The organism is Dendronalium sp. ChiSLP03b, assembly GCF_034531165.2.
GTDB lineage: Bacteria > Cyanobacteriota > Cyanobacteriia > Cyanobacteriales > Nostocaceae > Dendronalium > Dendronalium minutum.
The window spans coordinates 59435-75554 of record NZ_JAVRBR020000151.1; the positions used below are offsets into that span (position 1 = coordinate 59435).

At 45.2% G+C, this 16120-nt stretch carries 35 protein-coding genes and 1 tRNA gene; 26 read left to right on the plus strand and 10 right to left on the minus strand.

Annotated elements, in window-relative coordinates; all coding sequences use genetic code 11:
- The first annotated feature begins 109 nt into the window (after window positions 1-109).
- From RMY31_RS35410 to RMY31_RS35425, 4 genes are all read left to right on the plus strand, one after another.
- Window positions 110-193, plus strand: a tRNA-OTHER gene (locus RMY31_RS35410).
- A 216-nt stretch (window positions 194-409) separates the two neighbouring features.
- Window positions 410-1891, plus strand: coding sequence for a DUF4055 domain-containing protein (locus tag RMY31_RS35415; protein WP_409879513.1), 1482 nt, complete (start codon window positions 410-412; stop codon window positions 1889-1891).
- Window positions 1888-2277: a hypothetical protein gene (locus RMY31_RS35420; RefSeq protein ID WP_409879516.1), complete on the plus strand. Its 390-nt coding sequence runs from the start codon at window positions 1888-1890 to the stop codon at window positions 2275-2277. Before RMY31_RS35415 ends, RMY31_RS35420 begins: the two co-directional genes overlap by 4 nt.
- A 74-nt stretch (window positions 2278-2351) precedes the next feature.
- Window positions 2352-2954: a hypothetical protein gene (locus RMY31_RS35425; RefSeq protein WP_409879519.1), complete on the plus strand. Its 603-nt coding sequence runs from the start codon at window positions 2352-2354 to the stop codon at window positions 2952-2954.
- On the opposite strand, the gene RMY31_RS35430 is transcribed toward RMY31_RS35425, so the two are convergent.
- Window positions 2884-3246: a hypothetical protein gene (locus RMY31_RS35430; RefSeq protein ID WP_409879522.1), complete on the minus strand. Its 363-nt coding sequence runs from the start codon at window positions 3244-3246 to the stop codon at window positions 2884-2886. The two genes, RMY31_RS35425 and RMY31_RS35430, sit on opposite strands and share 71 nt — an antisense overlap.
- Before the next feature lie 6 nt (window positions 3247-3252).
- Between RMY31_RS35430 and RMY31_RS35435 the strand changes: the two genes are divergently transcribed.
- The 7 genes from RMY31_RS35435 to RMY31_RS35465 all read left to right on the plus strand — a co-directional run bounded on the left by RMY31_RS35435 (window position 3253) and on the right by RMY31_RS35465 (window position 5773).
- Entirely contained in the window at window positions 3253-3726 is a 474-nt protein-coding gene (locus RMY31_RS35435; RefSeq protein WP_409879525.1) for a hypothetical protein, read from the plus strand.
- 8 nt (window positions 3727-3734) lie between these two features.
- On the plus strand, window positions 3735-4028 hold the full coding sequence (locus RMY31_RS35440) for a hypothetical protein (protein ID WP_409879528.1): 294 nt from the start codon (window positions 3735-3737) through the stop codon (window positions 4026-4028).
- 40 nt (window positions 4029-4068) lie between these two features.
- A complete protein-coding gene (locus RMY31_RS35445) occupies window positions 4069-4326 on the plus strand; it encodes a hypothetical protein (protein WP_409879531.1) in 258 nt (85 codons plus the stop codon).
- A gap of 61 nt (window positions 4327-4387) precedes the next feature.
- Complete coding sequence (locus RMY31_RS35450; protein ID WP_409879533.1) at window positions 4388-4678, plus strand: Gp49 family protein; 291 nt, start codon at window positions 4388-4390, stop codon at window positions 4676-4678.
- Window positions 4675-5088, plus strand: a complete 414-nt coding sequence (locus RMY31_RS35455; protein WP_409879536.1) for a hypothetical protein — start codon at window positions 4675-4677, stop codon at window positions 5086-5088. The genes RMY31_RS35450 and RMY31_RS35455 overlap by 4 nt, the downstream gene beginning before the upstream one ends.
- The gene (locus RMY31_RS35460) at window positions 5088-5477 is read left to right on the plus strand and encodes a hypothetical protein (protein WP_409879539.1); all 390 of its coding nucleotides are present in this window, start codon (window positions 5088-5090) and stop codon (window positions 5475-5477) included. Before RMY31_RS35455 ends, RMY31_RS35460 begins: the two co-directional genes overlap by 1 nt.
- Complete coding sequence (locus tag RMY31_RS35465; protein WP_409879542.1) at window positions 5474-5773, plus strand: hypothetical protein; 300 nt, start codon at window positions 5474-5476, stop codon at window positions 5771-5773. Before RMY31_RS35460 ends, RMY31_RS35465 begins: the two co-directional genes overlap by 4 nt.
- Here RMY31_RS35465 and RMY31_RS35470 read toward each other — a convergent pair.
- Both RMY31_RS35470 and RMY31_RS35475 read right to left on the minus strand, forming a co-directional pair.
- Entirely contained in the window at window positions 5770-6027 is a 258-nt protein-coding gene (locus tag RMY31_RS35470) for a hypothetical protein (RefSeq protein WP_409879545.1), read from the minus strand. The two genes, RMY31_RS35465 and RMY31_RS35470, sit on opposite strands and share 4 nt — an antisense overlap.
- 85 nt (window positions 6028-6112) lie before the next feature.
- Entirely contained in the window at window positions 6113-6289 is a 177-nt protein-coding gene (locus RMY31_RS35475) for a hypothetical protein (protein WP_409879548.1), read from the minus strand.
- Window positions 6290-6415: 126 nt separating this feature from the next.
- Between RMY31_RS35475 and RMY31_RS35480 the strand changes: the two genes are divergently transcribed.
- The 4 genes from RMY31_RS35480 (at window position 6416) to RMY31_RS35495 (ending at window position 8673) form a co-directional block, all read left to right on the plus strand.
- The gene (locus RMY31_RS35480; protein ID WP_409879551.1) at window positions 6416-6841 is read left to right on the plus strand and encodes a hypothetical protein; all 426 of its coding nucleotides are present in this window, start codon (window positions 6416-6418) and stop codon (window positions 6839-6841) included.
- Window positions 6842-6962: 121 nt separating this feature from the next.
- On the plus strand, window positions 6963-7655 hold the full coding sequence (locus RMY31_RS35485; RefSeq protein WP_409879554.1) for a hypothetical protein: 693 nt from the start codon (window positions 6963-6965) through the stop codon (window positions 7653-7655).
- A 94-nt stretch (window positions 7656-7749) separates the two neighbouring features.
- Window positions 7750-8052: a hypothetical protein gene (locus RMY31_RS35490; RefSeq protein WP_409879557.1), complete on the plus strand. Its 303-nt coding sequence runs from the start codon at window positions 7750-7752 to the stop codon at window positions 8050-8052.
- Between the two features lie 12 nt (window positions 8053-8064).
- Window positions 8065-8673: a hypothetical protein gene (locus RMY31_RS35495; RefSeq protein WP_409879560.1), complete on the plus strand. Its 609-nt coding sequence runs from the start codon at window positions 8065-8067 to the stop codon at window positions 8671-8673.
- A 70-nt stretch (window positions 8674-8743) separates the two neighbouring features.
- Here the strand turns inward: RMY31_RS35495 and RMY31_RS35500 are convergent, their stop codons facing one another.
- Window positions 8744-8914, minus strand: a complete 171-nt coding sequence (locus tag RMY31_RS35500) for a hypothetical protein (protein ID WP_409879563.1) — start codon at window positions 8912-8914, stop codon at window positions 8744-8746.
- 186 nt (window positions 8915-9100) lie between these two features.
- Here RMY31_RS35500 and RMY31_RS35505 point away from each other — a divergent pair, with 186 nt between their 5' ends.
- Both RMY31_RS35505 and RMY31_RS35510 read left to right on the plus strand, forming a co-directional pair.
- Window positions 9101-9292: a hypothetical protein gene (locus tag RMY31_RS35505; protein WP_409879566.1), complete on the plus strand. Its 192-nt coding sequence runs from the start codon at window positions 9101-9103 to the stop codon at window positions 9290-9292.
- 60 nt (window positions 9293-9352) lie between these two features.
- Entirely contained in the window at window positions 9353-9670 is a 318-nt protein-coding gene (locus RMY31_RS35510; protein WP_409879569.1) for a hypothetical protein, read from the plus strand.
- A gap of 41 nt (window positions 9671-9711) precedes the next feature.
- On the opposite strand, the gene RMY31_RS35515 is transcribed toward RMY31_RS35510, so the two are convergent.
- From RMY31_RS35515 to RMY31_RS35535, 5 genes are all read right to left on the minus strand, one after another.
- Window positions 9712-9996 (minus strand): hypothetical protein, encoded by a 285-nt coding sequence (locus tag RMY31_RS35515; RefSeq protein WP_409879571.1) that lies wholly within the window; start codon window positions 9994-9996, stop codon window positions 9712-9714.
- 51 nt (window positions 9997-10047) lie between these two features.
- Window positions 10048-10560 carry a hypothetical protein gene (locus tag RMY31_RS35520; protein ID WP_409879574.1) on the minus strand — a complete coding sequence of 171 codons (513 nt, stop codon included), beginning with the start codon at window positions 10558-10560 and terminating at the stop codon, window positions 10048-10050.
- A gap of 301 nt (window positions 10561-10861) precedes the next feature.
- Window positions 10862-11326 carry a hypothetical protein gene (locus tag RMY31_RS35525; protein WP_409879577.1) on the minus strand — a complete coding sequence of 155 codons (465 nt, stop codon included), beginning with the start codon at window positions 11324-11326 and terminating at the stop codon, window positions 10862-10864.
- A 56-nt stretch (window positions 11327-11382) separates the two neighbouring features.
- Window positions 11383-11964 carry a helix-turn-helix domain-containing protein gene (locus RMY31_RS35530; RefSeq protein WP_409879580.1) on the minus strand — a complete coding sequence of 194 codons (582 nt, stop codon included), beginning with the start codon at window positions 11962-11964 and terminating at the stop codon, window positions 11383-11385.
- Complete coding sequence (locus RMY31_RS35535; protein WP_409879583.1) at window positions 11951-12166, minus strand: helix-turn-helix domain-containing protein; 216 nt, start codon at window positions 12164-12166, stop codon at window positions 11951-11953. The genes RMY31_RS35530 and RMY31_RS35535 overlap by 14 nt, the downstream gene beginning before the upstream one ends.
- A gap of 154 nt (window positions 12167-12320) precedes the next feature.
- On the opposite strand from RMY31_RS35535, the gene RMY31_RS35540 reads away from it, so the two are divergent.
- The 9 genes from RMY31_RS35540 (at window position 12321) to RMY31_RS35580 (ending at window position 15907) form a co-directional block, all read left to right on the plus strand.
- Complete coding sequence (locus tag RMY31_RS35540) at window positions 12321-12614, plus strand: hypothetical protein (RefSeq protein ID WP_409879586.1); 294 nt, start codon at window positions 12321-12323, stop codon at window positions 12612-12614.
- A 70-nt stretch (window positions 12615-12684) separates the two neighbouring features.
- The gene (locus RMY31_RS35545) at window positions 12685-13473 is read left to right on the plus strand and encodes a Bro-N domain-containing protein (RefSeq protein WP_409879589.1); all 789 of its coding nucleotides are present in this window, start codon (window positions 12685-12687) and stop codon (window positions 13471-13473) included.
- A complete protein-coding gene (locus RMY31_RS35550; protein ID WP_409879591.1) occupies window positions 13470-13712 on the plus strand; it encodes a hypothetical protein in 243 nt (80 codons plus the stop codon). The genes RMY31_RS35545 and RMY31_RS35550 overlap by 4 nt, the downstream gene beginning before the upstream one ends.
- Before the next feature lie 48 nt (window positions 13713-13760).
- Window positions 13761-13901: a hypothetical protein gene (locus tag RMY31_RS35555; RefSeq protein WP_409879593.1), complete on the plus strand. Its 141-nt coding sequence runs from the start codon at window positions 13761-13763 to the stop codon at window positions 13899-13901.
- A 16-nt stretch (window positions 13902-13917) separates the two neighbouring features.
- Window positions 13918-14250, plus strand: a complete 333-nt coding sequence (locus RMY31_RS35560; protein ID WP_409879595.1) for a hypothetical protein — start codon at window positions 13918-13920, stop codon at window positions 14248-14250.
- Window positions 14251-14336: 86 nt separating this feature from the next.
- Entirely contained in the window at window positions 14337-14738 is a 402-nt protein-coding gene (locus RMY31_RS35565; protein WP_409879597.1) for a hypothetical protein, read from the plus strand.
- Window positions 14719-15021, plus strand: a complete 303-nt coding sequence (locus RMY31_RS35570) for a hypothetical protein (protein WP_409879599.1) — start codon at window positions 14719-14721, stop codon at window positions 15019-15021. Before RMY31_RS35565 ends, RMY31_RS35570 begins: the two co-directional genes overlap by 20 nt.
- Before the next feature lie 17 nt (window positions 15022-15038).
- Window positions 15039-15347: a hypothetical protein gene (locus tag RMY31_RS35575; protein WP_409879601.1), complete on the plus strand. Its 309-nt coding sequence runs from the start codon at window positions 15039-15041 to the stop codon at window positions 15345-15347.
- A complete protein-coding gene (locus tag RMY31_RS35580; RefSeq protein ID WP_409879603.1) occupies window positions 15287-15907 on the plus strand; it encodes a hypothetical protein in 621 nt (206 codons plus the stop codon). The genes RMY31_RS35575 and RMY31_RS35580 overlap by 61 nt, the downstream gene beginning before the upstream one ends.
- A 15-nt stretch (window positions 15908-15922) precedes the next feature.
- Here RMY31_RS35580 and RMY31_RS35585 read toward each other — a convergent pair whose 3' ends face one another.
- Window positions 15923-16105: a hypothetical protein gene (locus RMY31_RS35585; protein WP_409879605.1), complete on the minus strand. Its 183-nt coding sequence runs from the start codon at window positions 16103-16105 to the stop codon at window positions 15923-15925.
- Window positions 16106-16120: the final 15 nt, after the last annotated feature.

Sequence of the window (16120 nt, forward strand, 5' to 3'; positions counted from 1 at the left end):
TTTGGCGTGAAACTCCGTTCAGTTTAATACTGGCAAGCGTAGCGTCTCATGGGCGATGGTACGAAATCAAGAGTACATCTTTTAGGTGCTTGACTACCTAGCCCCTTCTGGCAAGGTGGCGTAAAGGTAAACGCGGCCAGGGGTTCGCAAGACGACCACTGGTATTATGTAGGTTCGATTCCTGCCTTTGCCATTGATATAATTATTGGTTGGCGGAAACTTGGAGTGGTTGAGGTTCGATTCCTCGCTAGCCCCTTTTGGGTTAGGCATGGCTGCGTTCAGAGTTCGATTCTCTGCTTCCGCCCACAAGGAACAGTCGGGGCAGATGGGCAAAACTAGACCCGCCCACGGTACACAAACACAGGATGCACTGTACTAGGGCCTGTATGGGTGACGCTGGAAAATCGCGGTGGTTGTTCAAGCAGTTCAACTCTGCTCTGTTCCCTTATCGGGAATCTTGGCTACGTACACCCCACAACAATTACGTAGCTTGCCTCCCACCAATTCCAACAACCTGCCATCAACTCTCTCTCGTGCGGCGGCTGCTTACTCTAGCAACCTGCTGCTATTGCTTGATTGCTGGAATGATCTGGAAGGACGAGAAAGAGCATACCTTCCCAAAGAAGCCAAGGAACCCTCCCAAGCGTGGAGCGATCGCATTCGCCGTACCACCTTTGACAATCGCTTTGAACCTGCAATCAAAGACTACGCAGGGCTTTTGAGCGTTTTTAGCCTCAATGACGACGTTGCTAAAAGCATCGTAAAAAATAAAGACAACATCGACCAGTGCGGCAATGATATCTGGACATTTTTCCACGAAGCTGACCAGTGGTGTCTGCGCGACGGGTGGTGTGGAATTATGGTGGAATTCCCCATTGAAGATCCAAGCATCACATCTCAAGGGGAAATGCTCGCAAGCGATCGCCGCCCATACCTCGTATTAATAGATCGCCGCGACATCCTCAACTGGCGAGCAACCAAAATCAATAGCAAACCAACTCTAAGCAGAGTCACCATCCGTGAAATTCGACTAGAACCGGATGGCGACTATGGGGAGAAGGAAGTAACTTACTACCGAGTATTGCTCCCAGGCGAGTATTTCGTTTTTCAGATTGTTGAGGGCAAGGGAAACGAGGCGCAACTGCTACTGGTGGAAAGCGGGACAACTAGCCTCAATGAAATTCCCCTTGTCTACTACTCCGTCACCGAATCTCAACTATTTTCTGCCAAAGCCCCGTTCCTGAATTTAGCCAAGCTCAACATTGAGCATTTCCAGAAGCGCAGCCAGTTAAATGAGGTACTTCGCAAGTGTAACTTGCCAGTACCTGTAAGAAAAGGCTTAATCAGAACGGTAGATGACCTCAAAAAAGTTCCCCCGCTAGTGATTGGCCCCAACTCGGTGCTAGATATACCTAGTGATGGGGATTTTTTCTTTGCCGAACCAACTGGGGTTGCCATAGCCGCCTCCAAGGAAGACATCAAAGACTTAGAAGCGGCGATGGACAGGATGACTTTGGACTTTTTGACCAGTGGCGATCGCCAAAAAACCGCCACTGAGGTAGTACTTGACTCCACCAAAACCAGTGCCAATCTCAAAGGCGTGGCCCGTCGCAAAGAGTCGGCGATGCAACAAGTCTTTAAATTTTGGGTTAGCTACACCGGGGAGAGTCAAGGCGGTGGTATTGCTCAGGACGAGGATTTACTTTCTCTTCCCCTGACCCCCAAACAAGTAGATAAGCTAGAATCCCTTACCGCACAAGGATTTATCAGCCAGCGCACGCTACTGTTGCTATTGCAGCGGGGTAAAACACTGCCCAGACAGCTCGACATCGATGCTGAGGTGGCAGCAACCGAACAAGTTCAAATTACAGATGAGGTATTAAGTCCATGATTCTAGAAAATCCCCAGCAGTCTTGTCAGGAATGGCAGCAAAGATTAAAGCTTCAGGATTGGGATATATCAGTCAAAGTAGTTCCGCACAGAGAATCAGAAGGTGCTTGGGGGAATGTGCGCTGGAATCTTCAGGAAAAATTTGCTGACATCAAGCTGCTAGACCCCAATGACCAATCAGACGGTATGCGTCCCTACTGCATGGAGGAGACGCTAGTACACGAGTTACTACACCTACACTTTGCGCTATTCGACGCAGACGCAAACACCCCAGAACAATTAGCTCAAGAACAAGCAATAAATGCTCTAGCCCGCGCACTGGTAAATCTCAAAAATGCCAACCTTCTGCCCCAAGGGGACACCCTTAACCCTAGCCCAGCTGCTTGAACTCTCTATCATCCGCCAGTCTGATATGGATGAGATGGTAAAGCGGTCAAAACCTCCTGCAAAATTTTTCATAAATGCCGTACCAATTCGATCCACAAAGCCATAGGTACAGAGACGCAGAAACTGGGCGATTCGTGAAGTATGCCCAAGTATTAGAGGTGGTTGACCAGGAAGTGAACCGCCTTGAGGTGCGATTGAAGGGGCACGCACGACTTTTGACTCAAGGCAAAATTCACATTGCCGAATTTCAAACCCGAATGGCGCAAAACTTGAAGGAATCCCACCTGCGGAACGCGTCAATAGGAGCAGGTGGTATCAAGCAATTGACACCCACAGACTACGGCAAAGTGGGGGCGGAACTCAAAAAACAATACAAATTTCTTAATGGTTTTGGGCAGGATTTAGCAGAAGGGAAGCTGACCAAAGAAGGGGCGATCCGCCGTGCTGGAAGTTATGCAAAATCTGCCAAGACTTCATTCTTTGAAGCTGAATTCACTTCACGGGGCAAAGTCGGGTTTTATGCAAAGCGATTGCTGGATGCTCAATCAAGACACTGCCAATCATGCATCAGCTATCAGCGCCTACAATGGACGCTGATTCAATTAGTTACCCCACCTGGGATTGACTGTGAGTGTGGAGGGCGTTGTCGGTGTCGGTTGGTGTTTCGCAAGCTTTGACAAGCTCAACTACTGCTTGATGACCTGCCACAGCATCATCCCAGGTTGAGTATCTTGTTTGCAGCATGTCTGTTTCTCCCCCAAATACCATTGTTTCAAAAAATAAGGGAGGCCCATCAAGCCAGTGTTGATGATTTAAGCCTAAAAACACCGTGGAAACCCTAATTTTAGAATCAAACAAGTAATCTTCAGCAACTCGTCTATGCTCAATATTTTCAAACCATTGTGACCATTCGTAAGCACTAACAGCAATAGGGTCGTGTCCGTCATCAAGAATATAGTAATTAATCATAAACTAATGCTTTTCGCTTTAGAACAACGCTACCAAATATTAACCGCTCTCAACGAAGCACTACTGCGAACTGACCAAATGAGGGGACAGTACGCCGATTGTTCGGGGGAGTTCTATCGCTTCGATGCCAGCCTCAACCCTACCGAATATCAAGCTAATCGCCCTACACCATTGTTATTTCAAAAAGATGATATTTGGCAGAGGTTAGATAATATCGAGGCTGAATCTGAGTTTTTAGTCACTCAAGTAGTGCAAATATTGACTAATTTGCAAACAATTGAAAGAGCAATTGTCAGCGAGCGTAGTTCTGTGAATTCGGCACTAATCAGGGCCGATGTGTTGGAGTGGGACACGCGATCGCGTACTACTGGGATGTTAACCGGAAGGGATGACTTGATTGAGAAATTGCGCTATCAATTAGGCTTGCCACCAAGCCCAGATCTAATGGGTGGAGGTGGAGGGATGCTGTTAAGGAGTTAAAAATTATTGTGGCAATAAATTTTCATAAATTCGCGCCTTCAAATGCGAAGAATGCCTTGATATTGGCCATCATCGAATTATTTAAGTGTTTTCGTGTTAATCCTAATCAGGCAATTGAAATCCTGGAACAAGTTAGAAATAGTCTGCCGGCTCCAAGCCAAGAAGATATAGACGATACTGCTAATGCCGCAGAAAAGGAAGTTATCTTAACAATATCGCTAAGTCCTATGAGCTTAATAGGAGTGCGAAGTCAAGCAACGACCACGGTCAAACCAGTAATTCAGGACTCAATTAAATTATGATGCTTCACTTTTCTACAGCCAGATACTTGAGCCTGATTTCGTGGAAACTTATATCAATCCTGGGCAAGGGATACCAGGTGATGGCAATCCTCCATCTGAATCTATTAGAAATTGGCTGAACAATTTTGAAAACCAGTTGAGCAATTACGAATCTGGAGAAATTAGCCTAGCAAAATTTTGCGAGAACTTAGACATTTCTTTAAGCGAAGGTAAGCAAATACTTCAGGCTGAAAATATAGTGATTAAATTGGAATTTTCAAGCGAAGTAGAGCTAGAAGAAGATATTAAAAACGCTTGATGCATGAAAATTTTTACAAAAGGAATTCTAATCAATAAAGTTTATTGCAATAAATTAACTCATGTCAGACTCTCAAGATACAGTCACTAACAACCGAGTAACACCAGAACAAATTGCTTCACTTTTAGACAGTGCAGAAACACAAGAACACGTATTCTGGGGCAAAGAGCTAGTAGTCAGTTTCAAATTACCTTCAGGCTTTACGATTTGCGGTCGTGGCGCATGTGTCGATCCCGCAAACTTCAATATTGAAATTGGCAGAAAAGTTGCTAGAGAAGACGCAGAAAACCAACTGTGGCAACTAGAAGGATACTTGCTACAAAACAGGCTGCACGAGCAAGGTGTGCTGTGACCTCGCCCTTCTCTGGCTTTGAAAACAGCGTTTTGACCTTTCAAGTTGCTGACGGCACTTACACCACCAACGCTGTCGGCAACCGTTCTCTTAACTACGAAGCTCTCACAATTAAAGCAGTCCTTAAGCCGACAACAGACACCGGCACAGTCAACCGCTACGCACAAGAAATTCAGCAATTCGCTGGGGCTGATGGTCATGCTGTGTTGCTAGAGGGGTACTTGGTTGAGCCGCAAACTTATCCCCAAGGCGTTGAGTTTTTGGCAGAAGCAGACATTGAAATAACTGTGGCCATCAGCAAGCCGGAAACCGGGAGATTGAAGCTGCTACCTGTAGTTCAATCCCCTTATGTGGTGGCGATGGGGATTGACTTGATTACGCCAATCCGAGGAATATTTCGGAGGAACTAATGAGCAAAATCAATATTAACAAGTCAAAACTCGACTCCATCATCAACAAAGCTTTTGACGTGGTAGTTGAAGCGCAAGGAGAGGCGTTTCAAAATGCGATCGCCTCTGACATCTGGGACTGGCCCAGAGAAACAGTGCGAAGCAACGGTGAGACGGTAGGAAGTCCACGCGATCGCGTTGATAGCGAAGAATTAATTGATTCTCTTGTAGTCAGCCGCACTGCCAACGCCGCAGAATATGAATGGGAAGCCCCTCACGCCACAGCCGTTCATGATGGCGCAACGCTGCAAGATGGCACTGAACTACCAGGAACGCCTTGGACAGAAGTCGGGCTTCAAGAGTGTGACGCAGCAGGGATTATGCAACGACAACTGAACAAACTGTTATGAATTCAGAAGATTTTATCAATGCAGGCTATAGAAGATATAAAGAAGTTGGTTCTCGCCTTGCTGACTTCATACTACAGAAACGAATTTATGACGTAATTGGCACAAAATACTTTCTTAATATCTATGCCTACACCCTAGAGGGCAAAGAGGTACTTGATTCTGAAGTTAGGTTTACCAAAAACCTCAAGCTTTTTACAATCAGTGTTTCGATGTTTCAATCAGTAGAAGAAATTGAGAGCATATTTGAAGAATTGTGGGAGCGGATGTGCTTTGATTACTGCGATCGCCAAAGTTAACTACAAACTCTAGTTCTTGAAAGATTTTTCATATACCTAACTTTCTCTTGATGGTCTAGCTGCTGAATAATTTCATATGAAATCGCGCTGTCCATTTTCTGTGCAGCTTTCAATAATCGCTGATTGTGGCAGACATCTTCTTTAAACCGCCTCACCTGCCAAAGCAATTGAATTAGATGGGGAACCTCTCCCTGTAAAACGTGAAATTCCTCAGTGAGATCGCTTAACTTTTCATCGCTTAACAATTGGCACATCAAACACTCTCAGCACTTTCACTGAAAGTCTAGCGTGCAAGCGAGCCTTTGCTATTGTGACTCAGATCACAGATAACAAGATTTTTTAACACCGCGTGACACCAAGCCTACCAGCTTGCACTCGATAGTGTTGCTCGATTAACGGAACCAGAGATATCGTATCAAGCACATAACCTTGCGTTGTCAAATCACCGACAGTTCCAGCTATTTCAATGCGGCGATCGCTGTTCCACAGGCTAGGAAAGTGAAACTCATATGTCACATCAAATTCATGCTTAGAGAGCGATTCCAGGCATGATATTCCAGTCCTCGTGCCAGGAAATAACTTGAGACACCTTTTTCATGTATTTTTGGGCATCTTGGGGATAGTAATTTTATAAATACTACCGTGATAGAAGCTCTAACTTTAAGAAACGATATTCTCGCAATCTTAACCAACAAGATCGGAACTTATACATTTCCTAATGGTGGCGGCAGTGAGATCGCGATCGCCTGTCTCCCAGATCCAGATAAAGGCTGGAATTACCCCGAACACGGTACAAAAGTTTCAGGATTAGAAGTAGTAATCAAGCAACCAATACCTGACGTGAGTGCAAATATTGGAGGCGATCGCACCTTCACAAACACATGGGAAATCCATCTCAAACAGTGGGATTCTAATAAAAGTTTGGTAGAGGTAATTGGTTTATTAGCTGGCGATTTACCAGATGATTACTTGATAGAAAGAGTCAGTACAATGCCGGCTTCTGAAAAACTTTTGACCGTTGAACAGTGCAAAATTTTCTTGAAAGATTGGCAGGTAATTAGTCAGTAGTCAGTTGTCAGTAGCAAAAAGTGCTGAGTGCTGAGTATAGTTTTCTCCTCTGCCCCTTCTCCCCCTGCCCTTTCAAAACAGGGGAACTCTGGAGCCGACTAATCTCCGGAGATTCAAACAAATGCCAAAATCTTTCCAGGTTGGCGGTGGCAATAAAGTCAAGGTGTATGTAGCCTTGCTGCCGCTTGGCGATCGCATCGAACCAGACGACGTTTCAATTACCGCAGGTAGTGGAATTACTTCAGCCGCGACCAGCGTCACAGTGACAGCGCTGTCCGGGCCAATTGCGGCCGGCACGCCACTAACTTTCGATAACGGCACCAGTAAGCTAACTGTGTATTTGGCAGCTGATGCCAAAACAGGCGATACCAGCTTGACAATTGAAGCGGCAAGCGCGGCATTAACAGGCAGTTCTACAGCTGAATATTTAGCGAAATTGAGGTTACTTGGCGGTACTCAATTAAGCGTGAATCTCGGCGCAGATAGAACCGAATCCTTGGTATTTGAAGACCCACTTGGCTACGCGGATGGGGTGATCACCAAGCAAAATTGGGAACTACCTTGGACGGCTAATTTGCTCTCTGATGACGACGCATTTCGTAGAGTTTACTACGCGGCATCTCAGGCGGTGTCAGGACGAGAAATTTTCGTTTGGCAAGAAGATCCCCCACCAAAAGGTAAAACTGTCGGTGATGGGTTGAAAGGTACTGCGGTGATCACCAACTTTTCCAAACAATTGCAATCGGATGCGATCTGTACGATTAGCTTCAGCTTTAACGGACAGGGTTCGCCTACTATTACCCGATTTTCGTAAGTTAAATATTTATATTTTTGAAAGCCCCCAGCGCTCCACTTCGAGAGCGCTTTTTGCTGGGAATTATGACCGCAGTTATCTTTAAACCGTCGCCGTGGAATCAACTCCCCCAGAAAAGCAATGCTCTTTTGATTGTCCCCATCGCCGGCGAGATGGAGTGACACTAACTTTTGGAAAACAAAGCATTCATCTCGATCCGTTTGAAATTTTATTATTCGCCCTCATCGCTGCCTTACCGGTTGGCATTAGTATTCGGGATGCTTGGGACGGCAAGCTCGAATTTAAAGAGTCAATCGAGCGCATCGCCGCGATTTCTGCTCTGGGGTGTTTGGTGCGGATGTCTCCCACAGAGCAAGTTTCTAATTTTTTATCAAACTTTCATATCGGCAAGAAGTAGCAGCGTGAAAAAGTGCAAATTATTTGGCTGGAGAGACTACGACGCTGGATTAAGCGATTTTTCCGGCCCAAGAAACGCCGTACCGCACCAACAATCCTCAAGCGTTGGTATGGGAAGCACTGCGCTGTATTGCGACTTGAGCGCAACACGCCAGGAGGACTCTCAACCTACAGAATCACTTCACTCTACGGAAGTTACGATTACCTCGTCACCCTTGATAATCTCCGAGAACTTCATACAGAATTGGTTGGGGAATTCGAGGGCACCCCTATCCGCATCCCAACGCTGGACTATTCACACAACACTGCGATTACGCACCGCTTTGCAGTCTTCCGCCTTGGGCGCGATGGTAGCAGCCAGCCTATTGGTATTTGGGACGTGGACTTGCAAGGGTTTACGGCAAACTACTCGCTTCGAGAAATTGCACCAAAACGCGCTCTTTGTGGCGTGGCACTGCGATCGCTCTCTATCATTCACTCCACAAAAACCCCATCACTAAGCTGGGCTAGCCAGATGGATCGCATGGATTGGCTGGGGCTACTAAGGGAGAAAATTAGAGCCGAACTGCAAAATCCCAATCACAACTTGAAGGCTTGCATAATTTTGCATGAGAGTTCCTGAAACGGCAGTTGCTCCACTTGGGGAAACCCCAAGACCGCACTGCCTCAAATTTTTCAGGAAGGGGCGATCGCTATTCCGATTCAACTAATTCATAAAGCAGCGATCGCACCTTTTCTTGCCAATCGGGGATAGCTTGAATTTTTTTTAAAACAGAAGGCTCGATTCTCAAACTCAGTTTTGCGTCTCTGGGTTCAGCCCTATCTGTAGTAAATTTACCTTGCTCGTCTCGCGTTTTTTGCATAACCCACCTTTAACTACCTCTATTATACGCCTAATCCATGTCCCCGTGGTATAGGTTTTTATGGCAATTAGTAGCTAAAAAATGCAAAATTATTTATGCAAAACCCTTGCCAAATCCACGTCCCCATGGATTATAATTAAAGCATAAGGGAAAAACAACACTACCCCTTACCAGGAGGTGAAGCAAATGACTCAACCTAAAGATGGCAACGGACAAGGGGAGTATAATCCCAGCAAAGAGTACGAGCATGTTACGGGCGATGTCTGGTATGAAATAGATACCGAGACAGGCGATCGCGTTGATGTGAAGTACACAGACGACATCCTCGACCAAATGGACGAGGACGACGAGGAAGATGACGAATCTTCTGACGAGTAACATCTAACAGCCTTCAGACTACCCCTCTGGGGGCTGTTAACTTCTAATAGTATTGTAGCTATGGTTAAGATTCACGCACCTATTCACCTACAAATTTACGAGCGCGAGGGAACGCGGTGGTTTTTTTACGGTGGCGAAGTTTTTTACAATCCTCGCGGCATTCCTGTCGATCTAAATTCAATCCTCAAAGAACACGGACTAACCAGGATAAATGTTATAGCCGCGCTATTTCGGATTAATGGTGGCAAGCCGGGGCTTTACCTAGCTGACGTTAGAGATAAAAAATACTACTACTGTGGTCAAGACTGGGAAGATGTCAAGGACAAACTGCGATCGCTTGGCATTGGGCGCGATGACCCGATGGAAAATGGTTGTTGAAAAATTTTTCATGAGGGTTTCATGCATGACATTTCCGTTAGTCACGAAAACCGACGAGCGTCCAATAACTTGGATAGCCCTAGCCGAAGATTTTCTGCTTCTTTATCAATGAACTCCTGAAACACTGGACAAACTTTCTCTACATCTCCTCGCGACACTTGGAAATAGACTCTAACTCCGCTTACCTGTGCAGGCGTTGGCTGGTCTTCAATCCAAACATCCGCTTCCATCTCAACGTAGGCGATCGCATTAACGTTAATCAGAATTCTTCTGCCTTCTTTATTGTTCGCTTCAATGAACATTGAGTTAAAAATAACTGTATGCATACAGTCTAATCGCGATCGCTTCTTCGGCGTGGGCGATCGCTCTTTACCTCTCTAAGGCAATAATTCTGGCAAAACCTTTTGCATGTAAGTTTCAATCTCTGATTCGGTCACCGCGCCATCATAAAAAATAGCGTCAAAATCCGTTATGAACAAAGATTTTGGTATTTCTATATTATCGCGATTTTTGTTAGTCTCAAACGTAATCTGCCCTCCAAAAGAATAAAACTGCGCGCGTGTTGTGTATGCTGGTTTTTTGTTGCGGTAAGCAAGAGAAATAATTTCTATACTTTTGAGAGTTTTTGAATAACAAGCAAGCGCCACGGCATGTTTGTCTAAGTACCCACCCTTTAAATTACTTTGCACAACGAATTCGCTATCATCTGTATTGCGACCGACTTTGTATTTAATGCACAAATCCCATCTACTATTAGTAATAGTTGTTTTTGCCGCTACCAAAGACGTTGTTGCAAGGATTAAGGCGCAAGCAATCGCTTGCCCAAGCCAAACATTTGTCTTGCGATCGCCCTTGTCTAGTTGTCTTTTATTGTTCGCTTGTACTTGCATGTTGAGTAGGAATTAAATGATAGGAGCGATCGCCGAATCGCTTTGTGAAAAATTTTTCAAGTAGTGGAGTGCGATCGCTTGAAGGTAGAAGGCAGCTATGCTGAGGGCAAAGGGTTAACTAGCGATCGCTCTCACCCTGCATTTCTGGTTTTCGCTCAGGGCTTTTCTTTTTCGCAACCTAGTTGCGAGATTATTAGGCGCGATCGCTTTTGCTTGTGAAAAATTATTCATGATTTAAAGTTTCTACCAAGGGTGTGGTTTGCGATCGCCATTCTGAAGCAAACAAGTCTTAGCAATATTTCTAAAGGCTTTCCAGCTTTGAGACCAATTCCTCAAAACTCCAACTGTCTACGCCATGCTGTTTAGACTTCTTCCTTGCATCTTCGTCTTGAGATACAAAAATAGCATTTTCGTACTTTGCTGTTTTAAAAGTGGCAATATCATCGATTGAGTTACTTTTACCGCGAGGGCTAGTCTTGTTTTCTATTCCTAGCGCTGGCTCATCTACTCCTAAATCATTACAACGGAAAGGGACTTTCAAGGAATGTCCATCATCATTAACTAGCCCGTATGGTACAACTTCCTCAGACAAACTTTTCCTTACTTCTCTTAAAGCTATTTTTTTAGTTTCTTCGGCTTCTTCGTTCTCATATCTTTGTATCAAGGTGTGAACGATTCTTAATAAACCCTTAGCTTTGCAATTCAAAGCCTTATTTCTTATGTCAGCCCTTTCAAGAAATTTATCAAATATATTAGAGTCAACCAAGATTGTGATCATTGTTTCACTATTCTAAAAGGCGTTGCGAAAGGTTTGGAATATTCTCATACCGCTTTCTCGTAGTTTGCGGTGGACTCTTTAACAGCTTGCTCCAAATCTTGAATGGAGCAATTATAAATTCGACACAAAAGAGCTACCTGATCGACTCTTAATTTTGGGATGGTTCTACCTTGTTCCCAATTTCGGATGCTTGAATGAGCAACGCCAATTTGAGCGGCAACTTCCTCAGCTCTTAATCCAGCTTTTTGACGCAACTGCTTCATCGCTGTTTCAGGGCTAGGAAGTCGCAATAGTATTCCAAGTTGATACTCCGGTCTAGTCCAGTTGAGAGGTGGGGCGAATTTTTCGATTAACGCTTCTTCAATAGTATCTAGTAGGGTAATGTCCGTAATTTCTATCCAGTACAAACGAACATTCACCATCTTTGAAAGTTGATAACGACGCTCATGGTTTACCCATCTTTGCCGAATGTTAATAGATTGACCAATATATAAAATCCCATCACTGTCTGTAGCTACAAAATAAATGCCAGATGTTTTTGGCAGTTGCGATCGCTCCTTAAAAGACACTGAAGGTAGAGTGAGGGGATTAATGGTAGAAGCATTGATCAACTTAGGCAGAAGCATCTTCAGCCTCCATTTCAGCCTTTACGAGTTCGTCAAAAGTGCAGTTGTATACACGCATTAACTTTTGAAGTCCTACAGGGGTCATTCTCGGTGCGGTTTTGAGCTGATCCCAATTCCTGACCGTAGAAACAGCTACGCCAAGTTCTACCGCTATCTCTTCTGCTCTTTTACCTGCCCTAAGCCTCAAGTCTTTCATATTCATACCAATAGGTTACACCAAGATAATAACATAATTAATTGGTACTAATTAGTTGACTTGGTACTAATTAATTAGTAGTATAGGTACATAGAGAAAGCGCTACCGACTGGACATCTGAAGCGCCTCTCTATCCACGTTATTAACGGAGATTTCCATCATGCCACAAGCGACCATTGACACTCAAGCGTTCGTTGAAAACGTTGCCGCAGGCATCGCTCCAACAAATCTCGCCCCAGATTTTGAAATCGACTCTATAGAAGACGGCGATTTCGGCACGCTCTACAGGCTGTGGAAAAGCTATCACTTTCTTGGAAGCTTCTACCAGAACCTAGACGGCAAGTGGATTGCCCAACCTGCTAACAGCGATTGCAAGCTTGAATGTGACACGGAATATCAAGCGCAATTAGTCATTCTTGCCATGCTCGGTTTAGTCGTGCCGAGTGCAGCCTAAAACGTAAATTTCCATCACCAAACGGGGCGCTATAAAAAAGCGCCTTTCCTTGTTCTGTAAGGAGGCGAGAATGAGTAATTTAACAGTATTTCAATTCGAGTCGCATGAAGTTCGGTTTGTTGGCACGGCGATTGATCCTTGGTGGGTGGCAGCGGATGTTTGTGCAGTGTTGCAGCATAGCGATACTAGCAAAGCTGTAAGTAGGCTTGATGAAGATGAAAAGGGTACGAAGAATGTTCGTACCCTTGGCGGAGAACAGCAGATGCTCTGCATTAATGAGTCTGGGCTTTATTCTCTTGTCCTCACTAGTCGCAAAGCACAAGCCAAACGCTTTAAAAAATGGGTGACATCAGAAGTTCTTCCCAACATTCGCAAAACTGGCAAGTACGAGCTACCGCAAGCTGACCGATCGCCAGTACCAACTGTTCAAGAAATCTCTGAATTATTTGACTTGGTGCTGGGGCAAGCGGGATTAGATCCGCGACTAATTGCAGGGGTGAAATTAAATGCGATCGCATCTTACAATCCCGCACTACTTCCAGCAACAGAAATAGCAAAATCGGCGTTGTCGATTCCTGTGGAAGAGGGGCTAGTGCGACCAACTGCGCTGGGTGAAAAACTCGCTCTTTTAACAGGCGAAAAGTGGAGCGCCATCAAAGTCAATAAGTTGTTGACAGACCAGGGCTTTCAAATCCCCAACCCCGACAGCAAAAACCCTGCTTACTTGCCTACTGAAAAAGGCTCTGAGTACAGCCAGCTAGTACTAGACACTGCCAAAGGGAGGGATAAAACTGTGCAGTCCTTGCAATGGCACTTGTCAGTTTTAGAAATTTTAGAAGTAGGGGAGGCAAAACAATGAGCGTGATTGATTCCGAACAGCAAATCTCAATCCGCACTGCCTTGCGAGATTCCCGCAGGGAAGGGCTGATTAAGTTTGTTGGTGAATTTATTGCGTTGCTGCAAGAGGAAGGCTTTTCCCTCCAAGACTTGCTAGAAGCGATCGCTGGCTGGATGTATCGCCAACAGTTACCACCTGCTGAGGTAATCAGCCACCTAGAGAACGCAGCATCACAACTGAGTCGCGCTTCTAGAAATTAAACCAGCTTTAAACTATTAGCCCTCCTGAAAAAATTTTCAGGAGGGTTTTTGATTTATTTCGGTGCGATCGCTGCTGATATTGGTTTATATGCCCAGCCCCAGCACGTCTCCAGATTCATCTATCTGTCCACGCGATCGCTGCTAGGATTTTGCCAGGGGAATAAATTTATGGTGATAATAATATCATAAATTTATGGTATTCACTATGCCTACTTTAACCCCTGAAGCGTACCAAAAAATTCAACAGCGTGAGGGGAGATTGGAGCCGCAAGAGTTCTGTGAGAAATGGATTCCTAAACTTTATGGGGTTTACCCTGGTGAGTACCTTTACCGGAAAGCCTGTATTTTAGAGTTTGTAAGGCTGTTGCCACAAGTTGTCGAATTCCAGACCATAGAAAAAACCTGGAAATGGGGTACATCTAATGACACTTACCCTAAATATTTACCATCCGTTCTTTTGCTAGCCGACCAGATGTACAAAGTCAGGGAAGCACTGGGGGTTTTACCAAAGTACACTGTGGAGCCAGACAGAAATTAACCATAATATCATGTATTTCTTGTTGACCCCGCCTTGTGGTGGGGTTTTTAATTAGATGCAGTAATGAAATTTTGAAGAAATTCTGAGTGAATGCCCAAAAATTACGCACAAGTTCACCCTTCGGGTTCGGTAGTGACGCTCCTAACGTCGCTAACGCTACGCTATCGCAATCGACGGAAACCGCCAAGACTGCGACTACCTCATTAGATGATGTTGCCCCGAAAATCGTCTTTTTCCCCAGACTGCAATTAGCCTCACTGTGCGGTATTAGCGGCTCAACTCTTGACCGTTACCGCAATGACCTTATCGAAGCTCAAGTACCTAAATTTGAGTGGCAGTTTTACGGCGGTGGTTATGACCGGACATCAGCAGAGTGTGTGTGGCAATATACCCAGCTAATAAAGATGATGCGAGTAGCGATCGCAAAACAAATGATTTCATCTCACATGGAAGATTTTTGGAGAAATTATGCCCAGAAGAACAGGTAAAACTGGCGGCGAACAAGCCGCAGAACGAGGAACGCAAAGCCTGCAAGCGCAACTACAGCAAAAAGCCGACGAAGCAGGACTACTTGTAGCTGATAACTTTCAAGCCCAAATGCTTGTCACTGCTCTGACTTTCATACAACAAGGAAAACACGGGCCAAAGACATCCGCGATTCTTGAAGCGATGGGGACGGGCAGTACAGCCCCTTTAGAAGACTGGGGCAACCAGATACTCACCTGGAATCAGCCCGCTCTACTATCCTCAGCATCAGACTCCAGTGGTTGATATTGGTAGCAATCATCATGCAGCATCCAGAAGTTGACCACAGCCAAGCTGTCATCGGGTGGCAACCAGTTTATTCCACAAATGCCCAACCCAAAACACAGCAAGGCGAAACCTCATTTTTACTGTGGGGGATATGCATAGCGGTGACGGTGCTTGCCCTTGGTGCTAGTGGCGGCTTGCTGTGGAATAAAGCCCAAAAGTCCCAAGCCCAAGTAGACGCTGAGATTCAGCAGGCGTTAGTAAACCAAAGAGCGAGGATAACAGAATGCATAGCGCAGACGGAGCCAGCCAGTCAAAAAAGAACTGGACGCAGCAGCAGTCAGTAACCTTTGGGGATAACTACTATTCTCCTGTTAAACCCTTTGGCAGGAGACTTACAGTAGCAGGGGAAGGCATAACAGATAAAGAGCGCGACCAAGAACTAGCCAAGCTACAAAATATCGGTAACGCTTGGCAAGTAGTTGGTAAGCGGTTTGAGGTGCAAAAACAAATGCACAACGCTCACCAAAAGCAATTTGAAGCTATGGGAGCAGGCGTACTCTCAGCAACAGCACTCACCAATGCCTCTACTACTTGGAATAAATATCAAGTGGCAGTTGCCGATAATCGCGTTTCTCGCGCTGAGAAAAATACCGCGATCAAAGGCGTTTCCATTGAAGTCGAGCGCCTCAATGTCGAACTGGAGAAGAAGCGCGCCGGCCTTGAGAAAGCCAAGATGGACTTAGAACAGGCATTGACTGGCAATGCCCAGCAGCGACTCTCTATTGAGGCAGACAGAGAACTAGCAATGATTACTGGCACTTCTGTCACTGTGACTTTGCCTTCATTCATGCAGGGACTTTCGGGACTATTACAGCCAGTGGAAGATATTAAGTTTGATGATTAAGTACTGGACTGCCTTTTACACCTGTTCTTTCAGCAGTGCGATCGCGTGCGGTAGATTGTGCTTGATACTCAATTTACATTGGTTTGCAATCCTGGCTATGTCAGGTTTAGGAATATTTTTTTGGTGTTGGTGGAACGCCAATTTTGGCAGTTTACCCCCAATTTCTGATGGTGAAACAATCACCAAATTTGCAGTCATACCGACCGTTGTAGT

Bases quoted from the DNA above. Each gene is read 5' to 3' on its own strand.
- RMY31_RS35420 (WP_409879516.1), top strand. From the start codon at position 1,888: ATGATTCTAGAAAATCCCCAGCAGTCTTGTCAGGAATGGCAGCAAAGA.
- RMY31_RS35425 (WP_409879519.1), top strand. From the start codon at position 2,352: ATGCCGTACCAATTCGATCCACAAAGCCATAGGTACAGAGACGCAGAA.
- RMY31_RS35430 (WP_409879522.1), bottom strand. From the start codon at position 3,246: ATGATTAATTACTATATTCTTGATGACGGACACGACCCTATTGCTGTT.
- RMY31_RS35435 (WP_409879525.1), top strand. From the start codon at position 3,253: ATGCTTTTCGCTTTAGAACAACGCTACCAAATATTAACCGCTCTCAAC.
- RMY31_RS35450 (WP_409879533.1), top strand. From the start codon at position 4,388: ATGTCAGACTCTCAAGATACAGTCACTAACAACCGAGTAACACCAGAA.
- RMY31_RS35460 (WP_409879539.1), top strand. From the start codon at position 5,088: ATGAGCAAAATCAATATTAACAAGTCAAAACTCGACTCCATCATCAAC.
- RMY31_RS35465 (WP_409879542.1), top strand. From the start codon at position 5,474: ATGAATTCAGAAGATTTTATCAATGCAGGCTATAGAAGATATAAAGAA.
- RMY31_RS35470 (WP_409879545.1), bottom strand. From the start codon at position 6,027: ATGTGCCAATTGTTAAGCGATGAAAAGTTAAGCGATCTCACTGAGGAA.
- RMY31_RS35485 (WP_409879554.1), top strand. From the start codon at position 6,963: ATGCCAAAATCTTTCCAGGTTGGCGGTGGCAATAAAGTCAAGGTGTAT.
- RMY31_RS35500 (WP_409879563.1), bottom strand. From the start codon at position 8,914: ATGCAAAAAACGCGAGACGAGCAAGGTAAATTTACTACAGATAGGGCT.
- RMY31_RS35505 (WP_409879566.1), top strand. From the start codon at position 9,101: ATGACTCAACCTAAAGATGGCAACGGACAAGGGGAGTATAATCCCAGC.
- RMY31_RS35510 (WP_409879569.1), top strand. From the start codon at position 9,353: ATGGTTAAGATTCACGCACCTATTCACCTACAAATTTACGAGCGCGAG.
- RMY31_RS35515 (WP_409879571.1), bottom strand. From the start codon at position 9,996: ATGCATACAGTTATTTTTAACTCAATGTTCATTGAAGCGAACAATAAA.
- RMY31_RS35520 (WP_409879574.1), bottom strand. From the start codon at position 10,560: ATGCAAGTACAAGCGAACAATAAAAGACAACTAGACAAGGGCGATCGC.
- RMY31_RS35530 (WP_409879580.1), bottom strand. From the start codon at position 11,964: ATGCTTCTGCCTAAGTTGATCAATGCTTCTACCATTAATCCCCTCACT.
- RMY31_RS35535 (WP_409879583.1), bottom strand. From the start codon at position 12,166: ATGAATATGAAAGACTTGAGGCTTAGGGCAGGTAAAAGAGCAGAAGAG.
- RMY31_RS35540 (WP_409879586.1), top strand. From the start codon at position 12,321: ATGCCACAAGCGACCATTGACACTCAAGCGTTCGTTGAAAACGTTGCC.
- RMY31_RS35545 (WP_409879589.1), top strand. From the start codon at position 12,685: ATGAGTAATTTAACAGTATTTCAATTCGAGTCGCATGAAGTTCGGTTT.
- RMY31_RS35550 (WP_409879591.1), top strand. From the start codon at position 13,470: ATGAGCGTGATTGATTCCGAACAGCAAATCTCAATCCGCACTGCCTTG.
- RMY31_RS35560 (WP_409879595.1), top strand. From the start codon at position 13,918: ATGCCTACTTTAACCCCTGAAGCGTACCAAAAAATTCAACAGCGTGAG.
- RMY31_RS35570 (WP_409879599.1), top strand. From the start codon at position 14,719: ATGCCCAGAAGAACAGGTAAAACTGGCGGCGAACAAGCCGCAGAACGA.
- RMY31_RS35575 (WP_409879601.1), top strand. From the start codon at position 15,039: ATGCAGCATCCAGAAGTTGACCACAGCCAAGCTGTCATCGGGTGGCAA.
- RMY31_RS35580 (WP_409879603.1), top strand. From the start codon at position 15,287: ATGCATAGCGCAGACGGAGCCAGCCAGTCAAAAAAGAACTGGACGCAG.
- RMY31_RS35585 (WP_409879605.1), bottom strand. From the start codon at position 16,105: ATGACTGCAAATTTGGTGATTGTTTCACCATCAGAAATTGGGGGTAAA.